Genomic DNA, 20,441 nt, shown 5'->3' with positions numbered 1-20,441 from the left:
GGCGGCGGGATGGGGCACTGATCCATCGTGGACGACGGCGCGCGCCCCCGCCCACCGTGGTGACCGCCCCGGCGCAGGAGCCACCTCGAAGGGGAGCGGGACGAACCCGAGGACGAGTCGGGACGAACCGGACGTTAACAGCGTGTTACATGCCTGGAGGTTGTCACAGGCAACGCCTAGCGTGACGCTCGGTCACCTGCCGGAGCCATCGGTAGACCCCTGTCGTCGGGCGCAGGTGACCTCCGTCCAACACCCAGGAGCAGTTCCTTGAGAAGAGCTCTCAGCGCCGTGGTGGGCGCCGCGCTCGTCGCGGCCGCACCTGCAGCGGCATCCGCCGCGCCACCCGCGAACGACGCGGCCAGCGCCGTCCCTGCGACGGCCGTCCAGGCCGCGGCCCGGATCGACGACAGGCCCAGCTCGCTGAGCGACAAGCAGCGCGACCTGCGTGCTGCGGGCCTGGAGAAGGTCGTCTCCGGCGAGGCCACGGCCACAGGGGCCAACAAGGTCGTCAAGGTCGCCGAGGGCCAGTACGTCGAGCTGGCCCGCGAGGACACCGACAAGATCTTCACCGTGCTCGGCGAGTTCTCGGACCTCCAGCACAACTCGATCCCGGCGCCCGACCGCGCGGTGGACAACACCACCATCTGGACGCAGGACTTCTCGCAGCCGTACTACCAGGAGCTCCTCTTCTCCCAGGCGCCGGGCGCCGTCTCGATGGCGAACTTCTACGACGAGGTGTCCTCGGGCCGCTACACCGTGGAGGGCGAGGTGACCGACTGGGTGCAGGTGCCCGGCACCGGGGCCTCCTACGGCGACAACGACGCCGGCGACCGCGCCGTCTGGCCCTTCGTCAACGACTCGCTCAACGGCTGGTACGCCCAGCAGGTCGCCGCGGGCAGGACGGCGGAGGAGATCGACGCCGAGCTGTCCGCCTTCGACGAGTGGGACCGCTACGACTTCGACGCCGACGGGGACTTCGACGAGCCGGACGGCTACATCGACCACTTCCAGGCCGTCCACGCCGGCATGGGGGAGGAGGTCGGCGGCGGCGTCCTCGGCGACGACGCCATCTGGTCCCACCGCTGGTACAACCAGACCACCCAGATCGGCGCGGGCGGCCCCAGCGTCGGCGGCGCGACCAACGCGCTCGGTGGCCAGCGGATCGGCCAGTCCTCCTACTGGGTGGGCGACTACACCGTGGAGCCCGAGAACGGCGGCGTCGGCGTCTTCGCCCACGAGTTCGGTCACGACCTCGGCCTACCGGACCTCTACGACACCTCCGGCAACAGCGGGGGCGCGGAGAACTCCACCGGCTTCTGGTCCCTCATGTCGTCGGGCTCCTACGGAAGCAGCGGTCGTCCCGAGGACGGCATCGGCACCGAGCCCATGCACATGGGGGCGTGGGAGAAGCTGCAGCTGGGCTGGTTGAACTACGAGACGGTCTTCCCCGGCCTCGGTGCCTCCGTGAAGCTCGGGCCGGCCGAGCACAACACCAAGCAGGCCCAGGCCCTGATCACGGTGCTCCCGGACAAGCGGGTGACGACGACCGTCGGTACGCCGTTCGAGGGCGAGGACTTCTGGTACTCGGGCTCGGGTGACGACCTCGACAACACGATGCTGACGCCCGTCCCGGCCGGAGCGACGACGCTGACGGCCCAGGTGGACTACCAGATCGAGCAGGACTGGGACTACGCCTACGCCGTCTACACCACCGACGGCGGCGTGACGTCCACACCGATCCCGACGAACCTCTCGACGACCGACGACCCGAACGGCCAGAACTTCGGCGCCGGCATCACCGGGACCAGCGGCGGCGCGTGGGTCGAGCTCAGCGCCTCGCTGGAGGGCGTCCCCGCCGGCGCGCAGGTCGGGTTCCGCTACTGGACCGACGGCGCCGCCGCCGAGCCCGGTCTGAAGGTCGACGCCGTGGCGATCGACGGCACGCCCGTCACGGACTGGGTCCTGAGCGGGTTCACCGCCACCACCGGCACCACGGAGTCCAGCTACTTCAACGCCTACATCGGCGAGTACCGGCAGTACACCGGTTACGACGAGAGCCTGGAGTCTGGGCCGTACAACTTCGGCGACCCGGAGCACCCGGACTGGGCCGAGCGCTTCCCGTACCAGGACGGCCTGCTGATCAGCTACTGGAACAGCCAGTACGCCGACAACAACGTCGGGGCCCACCCCGGTGGTGGCCTGATCCTGCCGGTCGACGCCCACCCCGGCCTGCTCTACGAGCCGACCGACGACGAGGGCGACGACCGCGCGGACGGCCAGAGCTGGCGACCGCGGGTCCAGTCCTACGACTCGACCTTCGGCAAGCAGATCACCGACAAGGTGACGCTCCACGACCCGGGCACCGGCAGGGCCGGAACCTTCGGCGGGCTGCCTGCGGTGCCGACCTTCGACGACAGCCTCGACTGGTACGTGGCTCCGGGCGAGCAGCCCGACGCCGACGGCTGGTCCGGTGTGGACGTGCCGAAGACGGGCACGAGGATCACCGTGGTGAACACGAGCGCCCACGACACCCTCATGCAGGTGCGGGTGAACTGACGCAGCACCACTGCGCAGGACGACGGCCCACCGGCACCCGCCGGTGGGCCGTCGTCGTGCCGGGTCCGGGTGCGCCGTCGGCGTGCAGGCGCTCGGATGGACCCATGAGCGAGCGCCCGGCGGTGGCCCAGCGACCGGACGAGCCGGAGCCGGAGGTCGAGGAGGCCTTCGACCGGCTGGTCGAGGAGGGGCGCGACCGCCTGGCCCGGCCCTGGGCGGCGCTGGTGGGCACCGGCTTCCTCGGTGGCATCGACGTCGGGACCGGGGTGCTCGCCTACCTCGTGGTCATGGAGGCCACCGGCAGCCACGTGCTCGCGGGCCTGGCCTTCTCGCTGGGGTTCGTGGCCCTGCTCCTGGCGCGCAGCGAGCTGTTCACCGAGAACTTCCTCGTCCCGGTCGCCGCCGTCGTCGCCCGGGCCGGCACGGGCACGCAGCTGCTGCGGCTGTGGGCCACCACGCTGGTGCTCAACCTCGTCGGCGGCTGGGTGGTCACCTGGCTCATCGTGACCGGGCTGCCGGTGCTGCGCCCGACGGCGGTCGAGGCCGGCAGCCACTACGGGCAGCTGCCGATCGGGCTGGAGTCCTTCGCGTCAGCCGTGCTGGCCGGTGCGGTGATCACCCTGATGACCCGCATGCAGCACGGCACGGACAGCACGGGGGTCAGGCTGGTCCCGGCGGTCCTCTTCGGAGCCCTGCTGGCCGGCAGCCAGCTGTTCCACTCGGTGCTGGACTCCCTGCTCATGTTCGCCGCCCTGCACGTCGGCGCGCCCTTCGGCTACCTGGACTGGCTGGCCCGGCTGGGCTGGTCCGCGCTGGGCAACCTCGTGGGCGGTCTGGTGCTCGTGACGGCCGTCCGGCTGCTGCGCGTGCCCCACCGCGTGGCGGAGGCGCGCGCAGCGGCCGAGGAGGGGTCCTAGCCCTGCAGCAGGGCGGTGACGGCGGCCTCGCGGGCGCCCCGCTGGCCTTCGCCCGCGTGCTGGGCGAGCAGCGCCGACAGCGGCGTGCGGTCGGCGGCGCGGCGCTCCGCGCCCAGGCGGCCGACCAACCACTGGTCGCGGGCCTCCTGCTGCTGCTGGGCGTAGCGGGCCATGGTCAGGGCCAGGGTGGTGTCGTCCACGGGGGTCTCCTCAGGAGGTCCGGCGGCTCAGGCCGGAGTCGGTGCGGTGGTGAGCAGGGCCGCCAGCCGGGTGCGGTCGGCGGCCTCCCGCTGCTCGTGCAGCTGCTGCACGAGCCAGTGCTCCGAGCGCGGCGACGCGGCCTGGTCCGAGGACGGACGAGGGGAGGGCAGGGGCGCGAGGTTCTCGGTCACGGGTGCTCCAGCGGTCGTTCTCACCGGTGCGAGCGGTCTTTGCTCGCCCCTCGAGCATCGGTGGCGCACAGCGACCGCTGGAGCGTTTCGGGACGACCCGAGACAGATCCCGCCCGATCGGGCCACGGGGGGCATGGCCCTCGGGTGGCCCGGTCGGGCGGCGCGCGCTAGGCGCCGCGCCGCAGGTCGTCCGCGACGGCGGCGCGCTCCTGCGGCTCGTCGTAGCGGTGGTCGCGGCGGCGCGAGCGCGAGCGCAGCAGCTCCACCGCCACGGGCAGCACCGAGACGAGCACGATGAGGATGAGGATGCTCTCCACGTGCTCGCGCACGAAGGCGATCTGCCCGAGGAAGTAGCCCAGCGTGGTCACCCCGGCGCCCCAGGCGACGCCGCCGATGACGTTCCAGGCCAGGAAGGTCCGGTACGGCATGCGCGCGGCGCCGGCGACCACCGGCACGAACGTCCGCACGATCGGCACGAAGCGCGCCAGCAGCACGGTGCGGCCCCCGTACTTGTCGAAGAAGGCGTAGGCCTCGTCGACGTACTGCTGCTTGAACAGCCGCGAGTCGGGGCGGCGGAAGACGGCCGGCCCGGCCTTGCGCCCGATGAGGTAGCCGGTCTGGTCGCCGAGCACCGCTGCGAGCGGCACGAGCACCAGGGCGACCCACAGGGGGACGTCGAGCACCCCGGTGGAGATGAGCAGGCCGCCGGTGAACAGCAGCGAGTCCCCGGGCAGGAAGAACCCGACCAGCAGGCCGGACTCGACGAAGACGATCGCCAGGAGGCCGAGGAACCCGAAGGTGCCGATCAGCGTGTCGGGGTCGAGCCAGTCCGGTCCGAGGGCGGGGATCATCGCTCCAGGCTAGGAGCAGTGGTCTCGTCTTGTGGCCGGACCGCCAGACCGGGAGGCTGGCGCGATGACGGTGGTCGGCTTCCACAGCTCGCACGAGCAGGTCCACCCGTCGGTCCTCCTGGAGGCGGTGCAGGCCGCCGAGCAGGCGGGCTTCACCGGCGGGATGTGCTCGGACCACTTCGCGCCCTGGACCCCCGAGCAGGGGCAGTCGGCCTTCGCGTGGTCGTGGCTGGGAGCCGCGCTGCAGGCGACGTCCCTGCCCTTCGGCGTGGTCAACGCGCCGGGCCAGCGCTACCACCCGGCGATCATCGCCCAGGCGGCCGCGACGCTGGAGGCGATGTACCCGGGGCGCTTCTGGGTCGCCCTGGGGTCCGGGCAGGCGCTCAACGAGCACATCACCGGCGGGGTCTGGCCGCGCAAGGACCAGCGCGAGGCGCGGCTGCTGGAGTGCGTGGAGGTGATGAGGGCGCTGTTCGCGGGCGAGGAGGTCAGCCACGACGGCCTCGTCACCGTCGACCGGGCCCGGCTGTGGACCCGCCCCGAGACCCCGCCGCCCCTCGTCGCCGCCGCGGTCACCCCCCGCACGGCTGGCTGGGCCGCGCAGTGGGCGGATGGCCTGGCCACGATCAACCAGCCGGTGGAGGTGCTGCGGCGGGTGGTCGGCGCTTACCGCGACGCCGGCGGGCAGGGCCGCTGCGTGCTCCAGGTGCACCTGTCCTACGCCCGTGACGAGGAGGCCGCACTGGCGCTGGCGCACGACCAGTGGCGCACCAACGCCTTCGACCCGCCGGTGCCCTGGGAACTGGACACCCCCGAGCTGTTCGCCGAGGTGTCCAAGCACGTGCCGCCGGACGCCCTGCGCCGGTCGATCCTCGTCTCCGCCGACCCCGCGCAGCACGCGGCGTGGATCGCGGAGATGGTCGAGGTCGGCTTCGACGAGGTGTACCTGCACCACGTCGGCGTCGAGCAGCGCGAGTTCATCGACGTCTTCGGCGACCGGGTGCTGCCCCAGCTGGTGCCGACGGCGCGGAGGGCCTGAGTCGTGAGGATCACCGACACCGCGGACCTGTGGTGGAAGACGGCCGTCGTCTACTGCCTGGACGTCGAGACGTTCATGGACTGGGACGGCGACGGGACCGGCGACCTGCAGGGGCTGGCGCAGCGGCTGGACCACCTCGCCGACCTGGGTGTCACGTGCCTGTGGCTCATGCCCTTCTACCCGAGCCCCGACCGCGACGACGGCTACGACATCTCCGACCTCTACGGCGTGGACCCCCGGCTCGGCTCCCTCGGAGACCTGGTGGAGGTCGTCCGCACCGCGAGGGACCGGGGGATGCGGGTGATCGCTGACCTCGTCGTCAACCACACCTCGGACCAGCACCCGTGGTTCCAGGCCGCCCGCGCCGACCGCGACTCGCCCTTCCGCGACTTCTACGTCTGGCGCGACGAGCCGCCGGAGGAGCAGCCGGAGCCGGTGTTCCCCGACCAGGAGACCAGCGTCTGGACCTACGACGAGGCCGCGGGGCAGTACTACCTCCACCGCTTCTACCAGCACCAGCCCGACCTCGACGTCACCAACCCCCGGGTCCGCGACGAGGTGGCCAAGGTGATGGGGTTCTGGCTCGAGCTGGGCCTGTCCGGCTTCCGCGTGGACGCCGTGCCGTTCTTCCTCGAGACCGAGGGCACCGACCCGGCGGAGGCCGGGCGCTTCGCCGACCCCCACGCCTACCTGCGCGCGCTGCGGGCCGTGGTGGGCCGCCGGACCGGCGACGGCGTCCTCCTCGGCGAGGTCAACCTGCCCCACGCCGAGCAGCTGGCCTTCTTCGGGGGCGAGGAGGGCGACGAGCTGACGATGCAGTTCGACTTCATCGCCATGCAGCGCCTGTACCTGTCGCTGGCCCGCGCGGACGCCGCGCCCCTCGTCGAGGCCCTGCTGGCGCGGCCCGCGACCTCGCCGGACTGCCAGTGGGCCACCTTCGTGCGCAACCACGACGAGCTGACGCTGGACAAGCTCACCGAGGACGAGCGCCAGGAGGTCTTCGCCGCCTTCGGGCCGGAGCCGGAGATGCAGGTCTACGGGCGCGGTCTCACCCGCCGCCTGCCGCCCATGCTCGACGGCGACCCGCAGCGCGTCCGGATGGTCTACAGCCTCCTGTTCTCGCTGCCCGGCACGCCGGTGCTGTTCTACGGCGAGGAGATCGGGATGGGGGAGGACCTGCGGGCGGAGGGGCGGCTCGCCGTCCGGACACCGATGCAGTGGACGGCCGGCGAGGGCGCCGGGTTCTCCACGGCGCCCGCGGACCGCCTGCCCGGGGCCGTGGTCGAGGGCGCCTACGGCCCGGAGCACGTCAACGTGCAGGCCCAGCGGCGCGACCCGGAGTCGCTGCTGGCCTTCGTGAGGCGCCTCGTCCAGCGCTACCGCGAGTGCCCGGAGCTGGGCTGGGGCGCCTTCACCGCCCTGGAGCAGCCGCACCCGGCGGTGCTGGCGCACTCGGTGACCTGGGAGGACGCCTGCCTGGTCGCGCTGCACAACCTCGGCGCCCAGCCGTGCACCGTCCCGCTGGAGGTGGCCGGTGCTCGGGAGGGGGACCGGCTGGTCGACCTGCTCTCGACCTTCGAGGCGGTGGTCGGGCCCGGCGGCGGGGTCGAGGTCGAGCTGGGCCGCTACGGGCACCGGTGGCTCCGCGTGGTCCGTCCAGAGGACCGCCGCCTCCTCTGAGCCGGCGCGGACCGCGTGCCGGCGGACTCGCGATGATGGGGGCATGAGGACGAGACCGACCGCCGCGCTCGGTGCTGCGCTCCTGGCGAGCGCCCTGGCGCTCGCCAGCTGCACGGGTCCGGCCCAGGAGGCCCAGGACGCCGGCCCCACCTCGGTCACCGTCGCCTGGGACCAGCCCTTCACGAGCTACAACGACGAGGTGAGCGGCAGCACGAGCGCCGACGCGGCGCTGCGGAGCCTGACCCGCGCCGCCTTCGCCGCGCGGGACGCCGACGGTGAGCTGCGCCCGGACCCCGCGTTCGGCACCGCGGAGGTGCTCGGCGAGGACCCGCTGCGGGTGCGCTACGCCATCGCCGACGGCGTCACGTGGTCCGACGGCGTCCCGGTCGACGCCGTCGACCTGCTCCTGGACTGGGTGGCGGGCTCCGGGGCGCTCGACACCCCCGGGGTGCGCGCCCAGCCCGGCCCGGACGCGGTCTTCTTCGACGGCGAGGTGGACTCGGGCCTCGCGCAGGCGAGCGCCGTGCCGGAGGTCAGCGAGGACCGCACCGCCCTCACCGTCACGTTCGACGCCCCGGTGGCCGACTGGCAGACCGCGCTCGGCGCCGACCTCCCCGCGCACGTCGTCGCCCGCCAGGCGCTGGGCACCACCGACCCCCAGGCCGCCAAGGACGCCGTCCTGGCCGCCGTCCAGCAGGGGGACGCCGCCACGCTCGCCCCGCTGTCGCGGTCCTGGAGCACCGGCTCCGCCCTGCCCGCGGAGGGGGTGGGGCCGCAGGAGGCCGCGGAGCGCTACCCCTCCACCGGCCCCTTCGCCGTCCGCGAGGCCGGGCCCGAGCGCGTCGTCCTCGAGCGCGTGCGCGAGGACGGCGACGGCGAGGAGCGGGGCTTCGACGAGCTGGTCCTGCGGCACCTGCCGGACCCCCGGGCCGCCGTCGAGGCGCTCGCGGCGGGGGAGGTGGACGTCGTCTCCCCGCCGGCGACCGCGGAGGTGCTCGCCGCGCTGGAGGGCCTCGACGGCGTCCGCGCCACCGCCTCGCCGGGGGACACCGCCGAGGTGCTCCTGCTGCGGACCACCGGCTCGCGCAACCCCGGCGTCTTCGCCGACCCGCGCGTGCGCCAGGCCTTCCTGCGGGTCGTGCCCCGGCAGGAGGTCGTCGACGAGCTCGTGGCGCCCCTGCAGCCCGACGCGCGGGTGCGCGACTCCCACCTGCTCGGCCCGGCCGACCCCGGGTACGACGACGTGGTCGCCGCGAACGGCTCGGCGGACTACCGGCGGGTCGACGTCGACGGCGCGCGGGCCCTCCTGGCCCAGGCGGGGGTGACGGCCCCGGAGGTCTGCGTCCTGCACGACCCGGACAACCCGCGCCGCACGGAGGAGCTCGCGCTCCTGCGGGACTCCGCCGCGCAGGCCGGCTTCCGGGTCACCGACTGCGGGGCGCCGGACTGGACCGCCCGGCTGTCCCAGCCGGGCGCCTGGGACGCCGTCCTGCTCAGCGGCCGGTCCACCGGCGACCCCGCCGACGCCCGGGCGCTCTACGCCACCGGTGGCGGCGCGAACCCGACCGGCTACAGCGACCCGACCGTCGACGGCCTCTTCGCCGAGCTCGCGGGAGCGCTGGACGACGACCGCCGCCGCGAGCTCGTCGCCGGCCTCGACGCCGCGCTGTGGCAGGGCGCCCCCGGCGCGCCGCTCTACCAGTCGCCGGCGCTGACGGCGTGGTCGGAGGAGGTCAGCGGGATCGTGCCGTCGGCCCTGCCCGCGGGGGTGCTGTGGAACGCCCAGGAGTGGCGTCCGGCGGGCTGATCCGCCCCCTCAGCGCTGCGCTCGGTATCGAATTGGCAACGGATCGGCAACGCCGTTGCCTGGAGCACATGCCATTCACCTACTGTTCGCCCAGGTCAGGGGCACGCTGCGGGCTCGGGCGACCACTCGGCCCGCCCAGCGCGCAACACAGCGGTAACGCGCCTGTCCTTACAGTTCCGAGGTCCCACCGGGCGGCCAGACCCTGGTCCCGCCCGAGCGCTCTGGACGACCCGTCCGGCCCGCACGGGGCAGTACCCACTCAGTGATGGAGGCAACATGCGGGTTGGAACCCGGACGACGCGCGCAGCTGTGGCGGTCGCCGCGATGGCGGTCCTGCTCAGCGCCTGCGGCGGCGGCAGCGACAGCGGCAGCGGCGGCAGCGGCGGTGGCGACGGCGCCACTGGCGGCACGTTCAGCATGTACATCGGTCAGCCCGAGAACCCGCTGGTGCCGGGCAACACGTCCGAGACCGAGGGCGGCCAGGTCGTCGACTCGCTGTGGACCGGCCTCGTCAAGTACTCGCAGGAGGACGGCTCCGTCGAGTACAGCGGCGTCGCGGAGTCCATCGAGTCCGAGGACAACACCACCTGGACGGTGACCCTCAAGGACGGCTGGACCTTCCACGACGGCACCCCGGTGACGGCGTCCTCGTTCGTCGACGCGTGGAACTACACCGCCTACAGCCCGAACGCCCAGGGCAACTCGTACTTCTTCGCCAACATCGTCGGCTACGACGAGCTGCAGGCGCCCACCGACGAGGAGGGCAACCCCACCGGCGACCCGGCCGCGGACGCGATGAGCGGCCTCACCGTCGTCGACGACACGCACTTCACCGTGGCCCTGACGGCGCCGTTCGCGCAGTTCCCGGTCACCGTGGGCTACACCGCCTTCTACCCGCTGCCGGAGGCGTTCTTCGCCGACCCGGAGGGCTTCGGCGCCAAGCCGATCGGCAACGGCCCGTTCATGGCCGAGAGCGCGCTCGTCGAGGGCGAGGGCATCACCCTCACCAAGTACGACGACTACGCCGGCGACGACGCCGCGAAGGCCGACGGCGTGGAGTACCGCATCTACGCCGACATGAACACCGCCTACACCGACGTGCAGGGCGGCACGCTGGACATCGTCGACGAGATCCCGCCGGACGCCATCACCACGGCGAAGGACGAGTTCGGGGACCGGTACTTCGAGACCCCGTCCTCGTCGTTCACCTACCTGGGCTTCCCGACCTACGACGCCCGCTACGCCGACCCGCGCGTGCGCCAGGCGTTCTCGATGGCGATCGACCGCGAGGCCATCACCGACGCCATCTTCGGCGGCACGCGCAAGCCCGCCACCGACGCCATCGCGCCCGTCGTCGACGGCTACCGCGAGGACGCCTGCGAGTACTGCACCCTCGACGTCGACCGGGCCAACCAGCTCCTCGACGAGGCCGGCTTCGACCGCACCCAGCCGGTGGAGCTGTGGTTCAACTCCGGCGCCGGCCACGACGCCTGGGTCCAGGCCGTCGGCAACCAGCTCCGCGAGAACCTCGGCGTGGAGTACTCCCTGCAGGGCAGCCTCGACTTCTCCGAGTACCTCCCCAAGGGTGACGAGAAGGGCTTCACCGGCCCGTACCGCCTCGGCTGGTCCATGGACTACCCGAGCCCGCAGAACTACCTGGAGCCGCTGTACTCCACCGCTGCGACGGCGCCGGCGGGGTCGAACAACATGTTCTACTCCAACCCCGAGTTCGACTCCCTGATCGCCCAGGGCAACTCCGCGAGCAGCAACGAGGAGGCCATCAAGCTGTACCAGCAGGCCGACGACGTGCTCCTCGAGGACATGCCGATCATCCCGATGTTCTTCGGGCTGCAGCAGTCGGTGTACTCCGAGAACGTCGACGACGTCTTCGTCGACATCTTCGGCCGGGTGGACGCCTCCCAGGTGACCGTCACCAGCTGAACCACCGGACGGGGAGCGGGGCACCGGCGCAGCGCCGGCGCACCGCTCCCCGTCTGCGTCCGGCCCACCGCGGCCCGCCGCACCGCGGCGGGCCCCGCGTGAACCACCGCCGGTGGCGTCCCGCATGATGGACGCCACGCCGCAACCGTCGACCCGACGTCGGCGTGTCCGACCGAGGAGGGACATGGGCCGCTACATCGCGCGCCGCCTTCTGCTCACCATCCCCGTGCTCCTCGGGGCGTCCTTCCTGATCTTCGCCATGGTCTACGCGCTTCCGGGCGACCCGATCCGCGCGCTCGGCGGCGACCGGCCGCTCGCGCCGGCCGTGGTCGCCCAGCTGCGGGAGCAGTTCAACCTCAACGACCCGCTGGTCGTGCAGTACCTCAAGTACATGGGCGGGCTGGTCCAGGGCGACCTGGGCACCGACTTCCGCGGCCGCCCGGTGCTCGACACGATCAGCCAGCGGCTGCCGGTGACCCTGCGCCTGACCGTCGTGGCCATCGTCTTCGAGGTCGTCATCGGCATCGTCGCCGGCGTCCTCGCGGGCATCCGCCGCGGCGGCTACTTCGACAGCCTCGTGCTGGTCTCGACCACCGTGGTCGTCTCGATCCCGATCCTCGTGCTCGCCTTCATCACCCAGTACGCCTTCGGCCTGAAGCTCGGCTGGTTCCCGATCTCCGGCATCAGCCAGGGCTGGTACAGCTACCTGCTGCCCGGCCTGGTGCTCGCCTCCGGCTCGCTGGCCTACGTCGCCCGGCTGACCCGCACGAGCATCGCCGAGAACATGCGGGCCGACTACGTGCGCACCGCCCGCGCGAAGGGGCTGACGCCCCGCACGGTCATCGTCAAGCACACCCTGCGCAACAGCCTGATCCCGGTGGTCACCTACATCGGAGCCGACATCGGCGCGCTGCTCGGCGGCGCGATCGTCACCGAGTCCGTGTTCAACATCCCGGGCATCGGCCGCTCGGTGTTCGACGCCGTGCGCGCCCAGGAGGGCGCGGTCGTGGTCGGGATCGTCACGCTGATGGTCTTCTTCTTCGTCTTCTTCAACCTGGTCGTGGACGTCCTCTACGCCGTCCTGGACCCGAGGATCCGCTATGAGTGAGCCGCACAGCACCGACCAGCAGCAGCTCGACCTGCGCCACGACGAGGTCGTCGCCGGCACCACCACCGGGCTGGCCGAGCCGTCCGTCGACGTCACCGACGCCCGGCAGAACAGCCTCTGGAGCGACGCCTGGGCCCAGCTCAGGCGCAACCCGCTGTTCTGGATCGGTGCGGTCCTCGGCGTGGGCTTCGTCCTCGTGGCGCTCGCGCCGCAGTGGTTCTCCCGCGGGGCGGACCCCCGGGCGTGCGACCTCGCGAACTCCAAGCTCGGCCCGTCGGGCGCGCACTGGCTGGGCTACGACCAGCAGGGCTGCGACTACCTGGCCAACGTGGCCTACGGCGCCCGCAGCTCCCTGCTCATCGGCGTGCTCGGCGTCCTCGGCGTCCTCGTGCTCGGCGTCCTGGTCGGCGCCATCGCCGGCTACTACGGCGGCTGGCTCGACAGCCTGCTCTCGCGGCTGACGGACATCTTCTACGCGCTGCCGCTGGTCCTGGGCGCGCTCATCCTCCTGCGCACGACGTTCACCGAGCGCGGCCCGGTGGAGGTGGCGATCGCCCTGGCCGCCTTCGGCTGGATGACGGCGATGCGCCTGGTCCGCTCGCAGGTCATCGCCGTGAAGAGCTCGGACTACGTCGCGGCGGCCCGCGCGATGGGCGCCTCGGACTCGCGGATCCTCGTCCGGCACATCCTGCCCAACGCCGTGGCGCCGGTGCTGGTCTACGCGACCATCACCGTCGGCGTCCTCATCGCCGCCGAGGCGACCCTGACCTACCTCGGCGTGGGCCTGCAGCGCCCGGCCATCTCCTGGGGGCTGCAGATCTCCGAGGGGCAGACGCTGCTGCGCAGCGCGCCGCACCTGGTGCTCTTCCCGAGCATCGTCCTGACCCTGACCGTGATGGCCTTCATCATGATGGGCGACGCCCTGCGCGACGCCCTCGACCCGAGGCAGCGCTCATGACCACCGACATCACCGCCCCGTCGACCCGCCCGGTCGGCACCGGCCCGCTGCTGGAGGTCGACGACCTCCACGTGGAGTTCCGCACCCGCAGCGGCGTGGTCAACGCGGTCAACGGCATCAGCTACACCGTCGCCGAGGGGGAGACCCTGGCGATCCTCGGCGAGTCCGGCTCCGGGAAGTCCGTCTCGGCCCAGGCGATCATGGGCATCCTCGACTCCCCGCCCGCCGTGATCACCGGTGGCGGGATCCGGTTCGAGGGCCGCGACCTGCTCACCCTCTCCGAGGACGAGCAGCGCAAGGTCCGCGGCCCGGGGATCTCGATGATCTTCCAGGACGCGCTGTCGTCGCTGAACCCGGTCTACAGCGTGGGCTTCCAGATCGGCGAGATGTTCCGCGCCCACCGCGGCGCCTCCAAGAAGGAGGCGCGCGCCCGGGCCGTGGAGCTCATGGACCGGGTGCGCATCCCCGCCGCCGCCCGCCGCGTCGACGACTACCCGCACCAGTTCTCCGGCGGCATGCGCCAGCGCGTGATGATCGCGATGGCCCTGGCGCTGGACCCGCGGGTGCTCATCGCCGACGAGCCGACCACGGCCCTGGACGTCACGGTGCAGGCCCAGGTGATGGACCTGCTCAAGGACCTGCAGCGCGAGACCGGCATGGGCCTGGTGCTCATCACGCACGACCTCGGCGTGGTCAACGAGGTCGCCGACCGGGTGGCCGTGATGTACGCGGGCCGGATCGTCGAGCGCGGCACCGTCGACGACGTCTTCTCGAACCCGGCGATGCCCTACACCGAGGGCCTGATGAACTCGATCCCGCAGGTCGAGGCCAAGGGCACGCGGCTGCAGCCGATCGTCGGCCAGCCGCCGAACCTCGCCGCGATCCCGCGCGGCTGCCCCTTCCACCCGCGCTGCCCCCGGCGCCGGATCGGCGTGGAGGCGGCCCCCGGCCGCGACTGCGCCACCGACCTGCCGCCGCTGCGCGTCGTCGTCCCCGGCCGCGAGGCGGCCTGCCACTACAGCGAGGAGGTGCTCGGTGTCTCACCCCGCATCTGACGCAGGGCCCGGCCGGGCCTCCGTCCCGGCCACCGGCTCCACCGACGCCCAGGTCGACGCCGCCCGCGCGGCGGCGTCCGACCGCGTGCAGCCCGCGGGCGACCCGCTGCTGCAGGTCCGCGGCCTGAAGAAGCACTTCCCGCTCACCCAGGGGATCCTCCTCAAGCGCACCGTGGGCCAGGTCCGCGCCGTGGACGGCGTCGACCTCACCCTGGGCCGCGGGGAGACCCTCGGCCTGGTGGGGGAGTCCGGCTGCGGCAAGTCCACGGTCTCCAAGCTCCTCGTGGCGCTGGAGCGGCCGACCGACGGGCAGATCCTCTACAAGGGCGAGGACGTCGCGAAGATGGGCGGTCGCGCGCTCAAGCGGTACCGCCGCGAGGTCCAGATCATCTTCCAGGACCCCTACGCCTCGCTGAACCCGCGGATGACCGCCGGCGACATCGTCGCCGAGGGCTGGTCGGTGCACGCCGACATCGCCCCCCGCAGGGGGCGGCTGCAGCGCACGCAGGAGCTCCTCGAGCGCGTCGGCCTCAACCCCGACTACGTCAACCGCTACCCGCACCAGTTCTCCGGCGGCCAGCGCCAGCGCATCGGCATCGCCCGCGCCCTGGCGCTGCAGCCGGAGGTGATCGTCTGCGACGAGCCGGTCTCGGCGCTCGACGTCTCCGTGCAGGCGCAGGTCGTCAACCTCCTCGAGGACCTGCAGGACGAGTTCGGCCTGTCGTACCTGTTCATCGCCCACGACCTGTCGGTGGTGCGCCACATCTCCGACCGGGTCGCCGTGATGTACCTCGGCAGCATCGTCGAGGAGGGCACCGACGCGCAGGTCTACGGGCAGCCCTCCCACCCGTACACCCAGGCGCTGCTGTCCTCCGTGCCGCTGCACGAGCCGCGCCTGCGCGGGCAGAAGGACCGGATCCTCCTCACCGGCGACGTGCCCAGCCCGGCCGACCCGCCCTCGGGCTGCCGGTTCCGCACGCGCTGCTGGAAGGCGCAGGACGTCTGCGCCACCGAGGCCCCGGCGCTGGTCGACCGCGGCCAGGGGCACCCCTCCGCGTGCCACTTCGCCGAGGCCCGGCAGGTCGTCCCGATCGAGTCCTGAGGTCGCTCGGGAGCCGGCTCAGTCCACCGCTGCGCCGACCCCCGAGCCGACGGCGAACGTCACGGCCATCACGAGCAGGCCGACCCCGACGTTGCGGACCAGGGCCGGGCGCACCGGGGCCGGACCGAGCCGGGCGCTCGTCACGCCGGTGGCGGCCAGCGCCACCACGACGGCGGCCACCGTCACCGGCACCCGCCAGGACAGCGGCGGCAGCGCCACGGCCAGCAGGGGCAGCAGCGCCCCGAGGGTGAAGGCGGCCATCGAGGCCAGCGCGGCGCGCCAGGGGTCGCTGCGCTCGTAGGGGTCCAGGCCCAGCTCGGCCTCGGCGTGCGCGGCGAGGGCGTCGTGGGCGGTGAGCTCGACGGCCACCTGGCGGGCCAGGTGCGGGGACAGGCCCCGCGCGGCGTAGAGGTCCGCCAGCTCGGCGAGCTCCTCCTCGGGCAGGTGCTGCAGCTCCCAGCGCTCGCGCTCGAGCACCGCGTGCTCGGTGTCGCGCTGGGTGCTGACCGAGACGTACTCCCCGCCGCCCATCGACAGCGCGCCCGCGACCAGCCCCGCCACGCCGGCGACCACCACCGGGGCGTGCGCCGGCGTGGCCCCGGCCACGCCGACCACCAGCCCGGCGGTGGAGATGATCCCGTCGTTGGCGCCCAGGACGCCGGCGCGCAGCCAGCTGAGCCGGGAGACCACCGAGCCCGTCGAGGTCTCACCCGGGTGCGGCGGTGCGAGCTCGTCCACGGGTCGAGCGTGCCACGGGGTGGCACCCTGCGCAGGTGGCTGGGATGCGCGTGGTGGGTGCTGCTCTCGTCGACGACCTCCTCGCGCCGACGCGGCTGCTCGCCGCGCGGCGCACGGAGCCCCCGCGCCTGGCCGGTGGCTGGGAGCTGCCGGGGGGCAAGGTCGACCCGGGCGAGACGCCCGAGCAGGCGCTGCACCGCGAGCTCGACGAGGAGCTCGGCATCGGCGTCCGGCTCGGGGCCGAGCTCGTGGGCCCGGACCCCGCGTGGGGGCGAGGCGCCTGGCCGATGCCGGTCGCGGGGCCCGGTGCGGGGCTGGGCGGCGGGCTCATGCGGGTCTGGCTGGCGGTGGTCGTCTCGGGCGAGCCGGCACCGCTGGAGGGGCACGACGAGCTGCGCTGGCTGGAGCGCCCGGACTGGCACTCGGTGCCGTGGCTCCCGGTGGACCGGCCGGTGATCACCGCCCTGGGCGCGCGGGCCGACGCGGTCGCCTGAGCGCTCGTCCGCTCGCGCGTCGGCCCGGACCACCACGGGCCGTTAGACTGGAGCCTCCCCACCCCCTTCTGGAACGAGTGCTGAAGCATGTCCGCTGTCTCCACGGGCGAGTCCCTGCGCACGCGCAACGACCTGCGCAACATCGCCATCGTGGCGCACGTCGACCACGGCAAGACCACGCTGGTCGACGCGATGCTGCGCCAGTCGGGTGCGTTCAGCAGCCACGAGACCGACGAGGGCCTCGTCGAGCGCGTCATGGACTCCGGTGACCTCGAGCGCGAGAAGGGCATCACCATCCTCGCGAAGAACACCGCGGTGCACTACACCGGCCCCGCGGCCGCCGCGTCGGGCAGCCCGGACGGCGTCACCATCAACATCATCGACACCCCCGGCCACGCCGACTTCGGCGGCGAGGTCGAGCGCGGCCTGTCCATGGTCGACGCGATCGCCCTGCTGGTCGACGCCAGCGAGGGCCCGCTGCCCCAGACCCGCTTCGTGCTGCGCAAGGCCCTCGCCGCGAAGCTGCCGGTGATCCTCGTGGTGAACAAGGTCGACCGCCCCGACGCCCGGATCGCCGAGGTGATCGACGAGACCTACGACCTGTTCATGGACCTGGCCGCGGACTTCGCCGACGCCGACGAGCTGCTCGAGTTCCCGATCGTCTACGCCTCGGCCCGCGCCGGGCGCGCCTCGATGAACCGCCCCGCCGACGGCGGGATGCCGGACAGCGAGAACCTCGAGCCGCTGTTCCAGACCATCCTCGACACCGTGCCGGCCCCCTCGTACACCGAGGGCGCGCCGCTGCAGGCGCACGTGACCAACCTCGACGCCTCGCCCTTCCTCGGCCGCATCGCGCTGTGCCGCATCCACGAGGGCACCATCGTCAAGAACCAGCAGGTCATGTGGTGCCGCGCCGACGGCACGCAGACCCGGGTGAAGATCACCGAGCTGCTCATGACCGAGGCCCTGGTGCGCAAGCCCGCCGAGCAGGCCGGCCCCGGCGACATCATCGCGGTGGCGGGCATCCCCGACATCACCATCGGCGAGACCCTGGCCGACCCCGAGGACCCGCGCCCGCTGCCGCTGATCACGGTCGACGAGCCGGCCATCTCCATGACCATCGGCACCAACACCGCCCCGACCGCGGGCAAGGTCCGCGGCTCGAAGGTGACCGCCCGCCTCGTCAAGGACCGCCTGGACCGCGAGCTCGTCGGCAACGTGTCGATGCGCGTGCTCCCCACCGAGCGCCCCGACGCGTGGGAGGTCCAGGGCCGCGGCGAGCTCGCGCTGGCGATCCTCGTCGAGCAGATGCGCCGCGAGAACTTCGAGCTGACCGTGGGCAAGCCCCAGGTGGTCACCAAGGAGATCGACGGCAAGGTCCACGAGCCGCTCGAGCGCCTGACGATCGACGCCCCGCAGGAGTACCTGGGCGCCATCACCCAGCTGCTGGCCGTCCGCAAGGGCCGCATGGAGCAGATGTCCAACCACGGCACCGGGTGGGTCCGGATGGAGTTCCTCGTCCCCAGCCGCGGCCTGATCGGCTTCCGCACCGAGTTCCTCACGGAGACCCGCGGCACCGGCATCGCCCACGCCACCTTCGAGCGCTACGAGCCGTGGTTCGGCGAGCTGCGCACCCGCCCGTCCGGCTCGATGGTCTCCGACCGCTCCGGGGTGGCCACGACCTACGCCATGACCTCCCTCCAGGAGCGCGGCACGATGTTCGTCGAGCCCGGCACCGAGGTGTACGAGGGCATGGTCATCGGTGAGAATTCGCGCGCCGACGACATGGACGTGAACATCACCAAGGAGAAGAAGATGACCAACGTCCGCTCCAACGCGGACGAGCTGGAGCGGCTGGTGCCGGCGCGCAAGCTCTCCCTCGAGCAGAGCCTGGAGTTCTGCCGCGAGGACGAGTGCGTCGAGGTCACCCACGACGCCATCCGCATCCGCAAGGTCGTCCTCGACCAGGGCGAGCGGGCCCGCAGCTCCGCCCGCGCCCGCCGGGGCTGAGCCGGTCGCTCTCGGGCTACGGTGGCGCGATGACCACCGTGCCCGAGAGCGAGCCCGGCCCCTCCGGGGAGGGCGTCGAGACCGCCGAGGCGCTCGCGGACGACCTCCTCAGCGACGTCGCGAGCATCGTCGACGGCGCCGCCGACCGCGAGCTCGAGCCGCAGGACGTCGAGGCGATGGACGCCCTGGACTCCCCCCGGCGCCTGCTGCTCGTCCACGCCCACCCCGACGACGAGACGATCGGCAACGGCGCGACCATGGCGCGCTACGCCGCCGCGGGCGCGCACGTCAGCCTCGTGACCTGCACCCGCGGTGAGCGCGGGGAGGTCGTCGACCCCGCCCTCGCCTCCCTGGAGGGCGACGGGCCCGCGCTGGCCGCCCGCCGCGCCCTGGAGCTGGGCGCGGCCATGGAGGCGCTCGGCGTCACCGACCACCGCTTCCTCGACGACGCCCCGCTGGTGGGCGAGAGCGCCGGGGACACCGCCGCCGTCCACTACGAGGACTCCGGCATGGCGTGGGGCCCGGGCCGCGTCGCCGTCCCCGCCCCGGACACCGCGCCGACCGCCTTCGCCCGCGCGGACCTCGAGGAGGCCGCGGCCCGCCTGGCCGGGGTGCTGCGCGCGGTGCGACCGCAGGTCGTCGTCACCTACGAGCCCGGTGGCGGCTACGGCCACCCCGACCACGTGCGGGCCCACGCGGTGGCGGTGCGCGCGGTCGAGCTGGCCGCCGACGCCGGTGCCCCGCGCGTGGTCGGCAGCGAGCCGTGGGAGGTCGCGAAGGTCTACGAGAGCGTCGTCCCGCGCTCCCTCGCCGGCGAGCTCTTCGGGAGCGAGGGCGCCGCCGAGGGCCTGCCGAGCATGGTGGTCGACGACGCGGAGGTCACCGCCGAGGTCGAGGCGCCCGAGCAGCTGGAGGCCAAGGTCGCGGCGCTGCGGGCCCACCGCAGCCAGGTGCGCCTGCGCGGCGCCGAGATGATGATCAGCCACGACCAGTGGCTGCCGGTGTGGACGACCGAGCACTACCGGCTGCGCACCGGCCGGCCGGCGCCGGCCGCGGACCGCGCCGACGGCCGCGAGACCGACCTCTTCGCCGGCGTCGCCCCCGGATCCGGGCCCGGCGCCTCCCCGACGGCGTGAGCGCCGCCGCCGCGGGGGCCGGCCCGGTCGGTCCCGACGAGTTCCGGGCTGCCGTGCAGGGCATCGCCAGCGGCGTGGCGGTGGTCTCGACGGCGCTGCGAGGGCTGCAGCACGCCATCACCGCGACGTCCTTCACGTGGGTGTCGGTCGAGCCGCCGCTGCTGCTCGTCTGCCTGCACGAGGACGCCCGCCTCCTCGACGCCGTGGAGGAGACCGGCACGTGGGGCCTGAGCCTGCTGGCCTCGGGGCAGCGGGCCGCCGCCGCGTGGCTGGCCACCCCGGGGCGTCCCGCGGTCGGCCAGCTGGAGCGCGTGCCGCACGCACCGGGGCCGGTCACCGGCGCGCCGCTGCTGACCGGCGCGCTGGCCACCTTCGAGTGCCGCACCACCGACGCCCACCCCGGCGGCGACCACGTCATCGTCGTGGGGGAGGTGCTCGCCGTGACGACGTCCGTCGAGGACGACCCGCTGGTCCGGTTCCGCGGAAACTACCGCCGGCTGGCCTGAGGCGCCCTAGCCTCGGCAGGTGACCGGAGTCGTGGACGTGCCCGCTGAGCCCATGCTCAGGCCCCGACGCGGAGGGTCGCGCTCGTCCGCCCCCCGCGGCGGCCGCCCGGACCGCGCCGCCCAGCCGGAGCAGCCCCGGCGCTCGCGGCGC

18 protein-coding genes are annotated in these 20,441 nt (G+C 73.3%); 14 read left to right on the top strand and 4 right to left on the bottom strand.

What is annotated here, in order from left to right; all coding sequences use genetic code 11:
* Positions 1 to 267 precede the first annotated feature (267 nt).
* Together AC5FZL_RS07740 and AC5FZL_RS07735 are read left to right on the top strand one after the other, a co-directional pair.
* Positions 268 to 2,556: an immune inhibitor A domain-containing protein gene (locus AC5FZL_RS07740; protein WP_493617990.1), complete on the top strand. Its 2,289-nt coding sequence runs from the start codon at positions 268 to 270 to the stop codon at positions 2,554 to 2,556.
* Between the two features lie 104 nt (positions 2,557 to 2,660).
* Positions 2,661 to 3,473 (top strand): formate/nitrite transporter family protein, encoded by an 813-nt coding sequence (locus AC5FZL_RS07735; RefSeq protein WP_493617989.1) that lies wholly within the window; start codon positions 2,661 to 2,663, stop codon positions 3,471 to 3,473.
* On the opposite strand, the gene AC5FZL_RS07730 is transcribed toward AC5FZL_RS07735, so the two are convergent.
* From AC5FZL_RS07730 to AC5FZL_RS07720, 3 genes are all read right to left on the bottom strand, one after another.
* Positions 3,470 to 3,673 carry a hypothetical protein gene (locus tag AC5FZL_RS07730; protein ID WP_493617988.1) on the bottom strand — a complete coding sequence of 68 codons (204 nt, stop codon included), beginning with the start codon at positions 3,671 to 3,673 and terminating at the stop codon, positions 3,470 to 3,472. The genes AC5FZL_RS07735 and AC5FZL_RS07730 overlap by 4 nt on opposite strands.
* 27 nt (positions 3,674 to 3,700) lie before the next feature.
* Positions 3,701 to 3,865 (bottom strand): hypothetical protein, encoded by a 165-nt coding sequence (locus AC5FZL_RS07725; RefSeq protein ID WP_493617987.1) that lies wholly within the window; start codon positions 3,863 to 3,865, stop codon positions 3,701 to 3,703.
* A gap of 167 nt (positions 3,866 to 4,032) precedes the next feature.
* Complete coding sequence (locus tag AC5FZL_RS07720; protein WP_493617986.1) at positions 4,033 to 4,716, bottom strand: DedA family protein; 684 nt, start codon at positions 4,714 to 4,716, stop codon at positions 4,033 to 4,035.
* 64 nt (positions 4,717 to 4,780) lie between these two features.
* Between AC5FZL_RS07720 and AC5FZL_RS07715 the strand changes: the two genes are divergently transcribed.
* The 8 genes from AC5FZL_RS07715 (at position 4,781) to AC5FZL_RS07680 (ending at position 15,406) form a co-directional block, all read left to right on the top strand.
* Positions 4,781 to 5,755 carry a TIGR03885 family FMN-dependent LLM class oxidoreductase gene (locus tag AC5FZL_RS07715; RefSeq protein WP_493617985.1) on the top strand — a complete coding sequence of 325 codons (975 nt, stop codon included), beginning with the start codon at positions 4,781 to 4,783 and terminating at the stop codon, positions 5,753 to 5,755.
* 3 nt (positions 5,756 to 5,758) lie between these two features.
* Complete coding sequence (locus AC5FZL_RS07710) at positions 5,759 to 7,435, top strand: alpha-amylase family protein (RefSeq protein WP_493617984.1); 1,677 nt, start codon at positions 5,759 to 5,761, stop codon at positions 7,433 to 7,435.
* Positions 7,436 to 7,478: 43 nt separating this feature from the next.
* Entirely contained in the window at positions 7,479 to 9,242 is a 1,764-nt protein-coding gene (locus AC5FZL_RS07705; protein ID WP_493617983.1) for an ABC transporter substrate-binding protein, read from the top strand.
* A 276-nt stretch (positions 9,243 to 9,518) separates the two neighbouring features.
* Positions 9,519 to 11,183, top strand: a complete 1,665-nt coding sequence (locus tag AC5FZL_RS07700) for a peptide ABC transporter substrate-binding protein (RefSeq protein ID WP_493617982.1) — start codon at positions 9,519 to 9,521, stop codon at positions 11,181 to 11,183.
* A gap of 184 nt (positions 11,184 to 11,367) precedes the next feature.
* Positions 11,368 to 12,291, top strand: a complete 924-nt coding sequence (locus AC5FZL_RS07695) for an ABC transporter permease (RefSeq protein WP_493617981.1) — start codon at positions 11,368 to 11,370, stop codon at positions 12,289 to 12,291.
* Positions 12,284 to 13,249 carry an ABC transporter permease gene (locus AC5FZL_RS07690; RefSeq protein WP_493617980.1) on the top strand — a complete coding sequence of 322 codons (966 nt, stop codon included), beginning with the start codon at positions 12,284 to 12,286 and terminating at the stop codon, positions 13,247 to 13,249. The genes AC5FZL_RS07695 and AC5FZL_RS07690 overlap by 8 nt, the downstream gene beginning before the upstream one ends.
* Positions 13,246 to 14,304 carry an ABC transporter ATP-binding protein gene (locus AC5FZL_RS07685; protein WP_493617979.1) on the top strand — a complete coding sequence of 353 codons (1,059 nt, stop codon included), beginning with the start codon at positions 13,246 to 13,248 and terminating at the stop codon, positions 14,302 to 14,304. The genes AC5FZL_RS07690 and AC5FZL_RS07685 overlap by 4 nt, the downstream gene beginning before the upstream one ends.
* Positions 14,285 to 15,406: an ABC transporter ATP-binding protein gene (locus AC5FZL_RS07680; RefSeq protein ID WP_493617978.1), complete on the top strand. Its 1,122-nt coding sequence runs from the start codon at positions 14,285 to 14,287 to the stop codon at positions 15,404 to 15,406. The genes AC5FZL_RS07685 and AC5FZL_RS07680 overlap by 20 nt, the downstream gene beginning before the upstream one ends.
* Before the next feature lie 18 nt (positions 15,407 to 15,424).
* Here AC5FZL_RS07680 and AC5FZL_RS07675 read toward each other — a convergent pair whose 3' ends face one another.
* Positions 15,425 to 16,144, bottom strand: coding sequence for a VIT1/CCC1 transporter family protein (locus AC5FZL_RS07675; protein WP_493617977.1), 720 nt, complete (start codon positions 16,142 to 16,144; stop codon positions 15,425 to 15,427).
* Positions 16,145 to 16,188: 44 nt separating this feature from the next.
* Here AC5FZL_RS07675 and AC5FZL_RS07670 point away from each other — a divergent pair, with 44 nt between their 5' ends.
* The 4 genes from AC5FZL_RS07670 to AC5FZL_RS07655 all read left to right on the top strand — a co-directional run bounded on the left by AC5FZL_RS07670 (position 16,189) and on the right by AC5FZL_RS07655 (position 20,290).
* Positions 16,189 to 16,638 carry a (deoxy)nucleoside triphosphate pyrophosphohydrolase gene (locus AC5FZL_RS07670; RefSeq protein WP_493617991.1) on the top strand — a complete coding sequence of 150 codons (450 nt, stop codon included), beginning with the start codon at positions 16,189 to 16,191 and terminating at the stop codon, positions 16,636 to 16,638.
* Between the two features lie 87 nt (positions 16,639 to 16,725).
* On the top strand, positions 16,726 to 18,648 hold the full coding sequence (gene typA / locus AC5FZL_RS07665; RefSeq protein WP_493617976.1) for a translational GTPase TypA: 1,923 nt from the start codon (positions 16,726 to 16,728) through the stop codon (positions 18,646 to 18,648).
* Positions 18,649 to 18,677: 29 nt separating this feature from the next.
* Positions 18,678 to 19,784 carry an N-acetyl-1-D-myo-inositol-2-amino-2-deoxy-alpha-D-glucopyranoside deacetylase gene (gene mshB / locus AC5FZL_RS07660; RefSeq protein WP_493617975.1) on the top strand — a complete coding sequence of 369 codons (1,107 nt, stop codon included), beginning with the start codon at positions 18,678 to 18,680 and terminating at the stop codon, positions 19,782 to 19,784.
* Positions 19,781 to 20,290, top strand: coding sequence for a flavin reductase family protein (locus AC5FZL_RS07655; RefSeq protein ID WP_493617974.1), 510 nt, complete (start codon positions 19,781 to 19,783; stop codon positions 20,288 to 20,290). Before mshB ends, AC5FZL_RS07655 begins: the two co-directional genes overlap by 4 nt.
* The last annotated feature ends 151 nt before the right edge of the window (positions 20,291 to 20,441 follow it).

This window comes from Quadrisphaera sp. DVD1 (assembly GCF_058932755.1).
This window is presented reverse-complemented; position numbering and strand designations above follow the sequence as displayed.

Excerpts from the sequence above, each read along its gene's own strand:
- AC5FZL_RS07720 (WP_493617986.1), bottom strand. The coding sequence starts at position 4,716 with ATGATCCCCGCCCTCGGACCGGACTGGCTCGACCCCGACACGCTGATC.
- AC5FZL_RS07685 (WP_493617979.1), top strand. The coding sequence starts at position 13,246 with ATGACCACCGACATCACCGCCCCGTCGACCCGCCCGGTCGGCACCGGC.
- AC5FZL_RS07705 (WP_493617983.1), top strand. The coding sequence starts at position 7,479 with ATGAGGACGAGACCGACCGCCGCGCTCGGTGCTGCGCTCCTGGCGAGC.
- mshB (WP_493617975.1), top strand. The coding sequence starts at position 18,678 with ATGACCACCGTGCCCGAGAGCGAGCCCGGCCCCTCCGGGGAGGGCGTC.
- AC5FZL_RS07715 (WP_493617985.1), top strand. The coding sequence starts at position 4,781 with ATGACGGTGGTCGGCTTCCACAGCTCGCACGAGCAGGTCCACCCGTCG.
- AC5FZL_RS07690 (WP_493617980.1), top strand. The coding sequence starts at position 12,284 with ATGAGTGAGCCGCACAGCACCGACCAGCAGCAGCTCGACCTGCGCCAC.
- typA (WP_493617976.1), top strand. The coding sequence starts at position 16,726 with ATGTCCGCTGTCTCCACGGGCGAGTCCCTGCGCACGCGCAACGACCTG.
- AC5FZL_RS07695 (WP_493617981.1), top strand. The coding sequence starts at position 11,368 with ATGGGCCGCTACATCGCGCGCCGCCTTCTGCTCACCATCCCCGTGCTC.
- AC5FZL_RS07670 (WP_493617991.1), top strand. The coding sequence starts at position 16,189 with ATGCGCGTGGTGGGTGCTGCTCTCGTCGACGACCTCCTCGCGCCGACG.
- AC5FZL_RS07700 (WP_493617982.1), top strand. The coding sequence starts at position 9,519 with ATGCGGGTTGGAACCCGGACGACGCGCGCAGCTGTGGCGGTCGCCGCG.
- AC5FZL_RS07735 (WP_493617989.1), top strand. The coding sequence starts at position 2,661 with ATGAGCGAGCGCCCGGCGGTGGCCCAGCGACCGGACGAGCCGGAGCCG.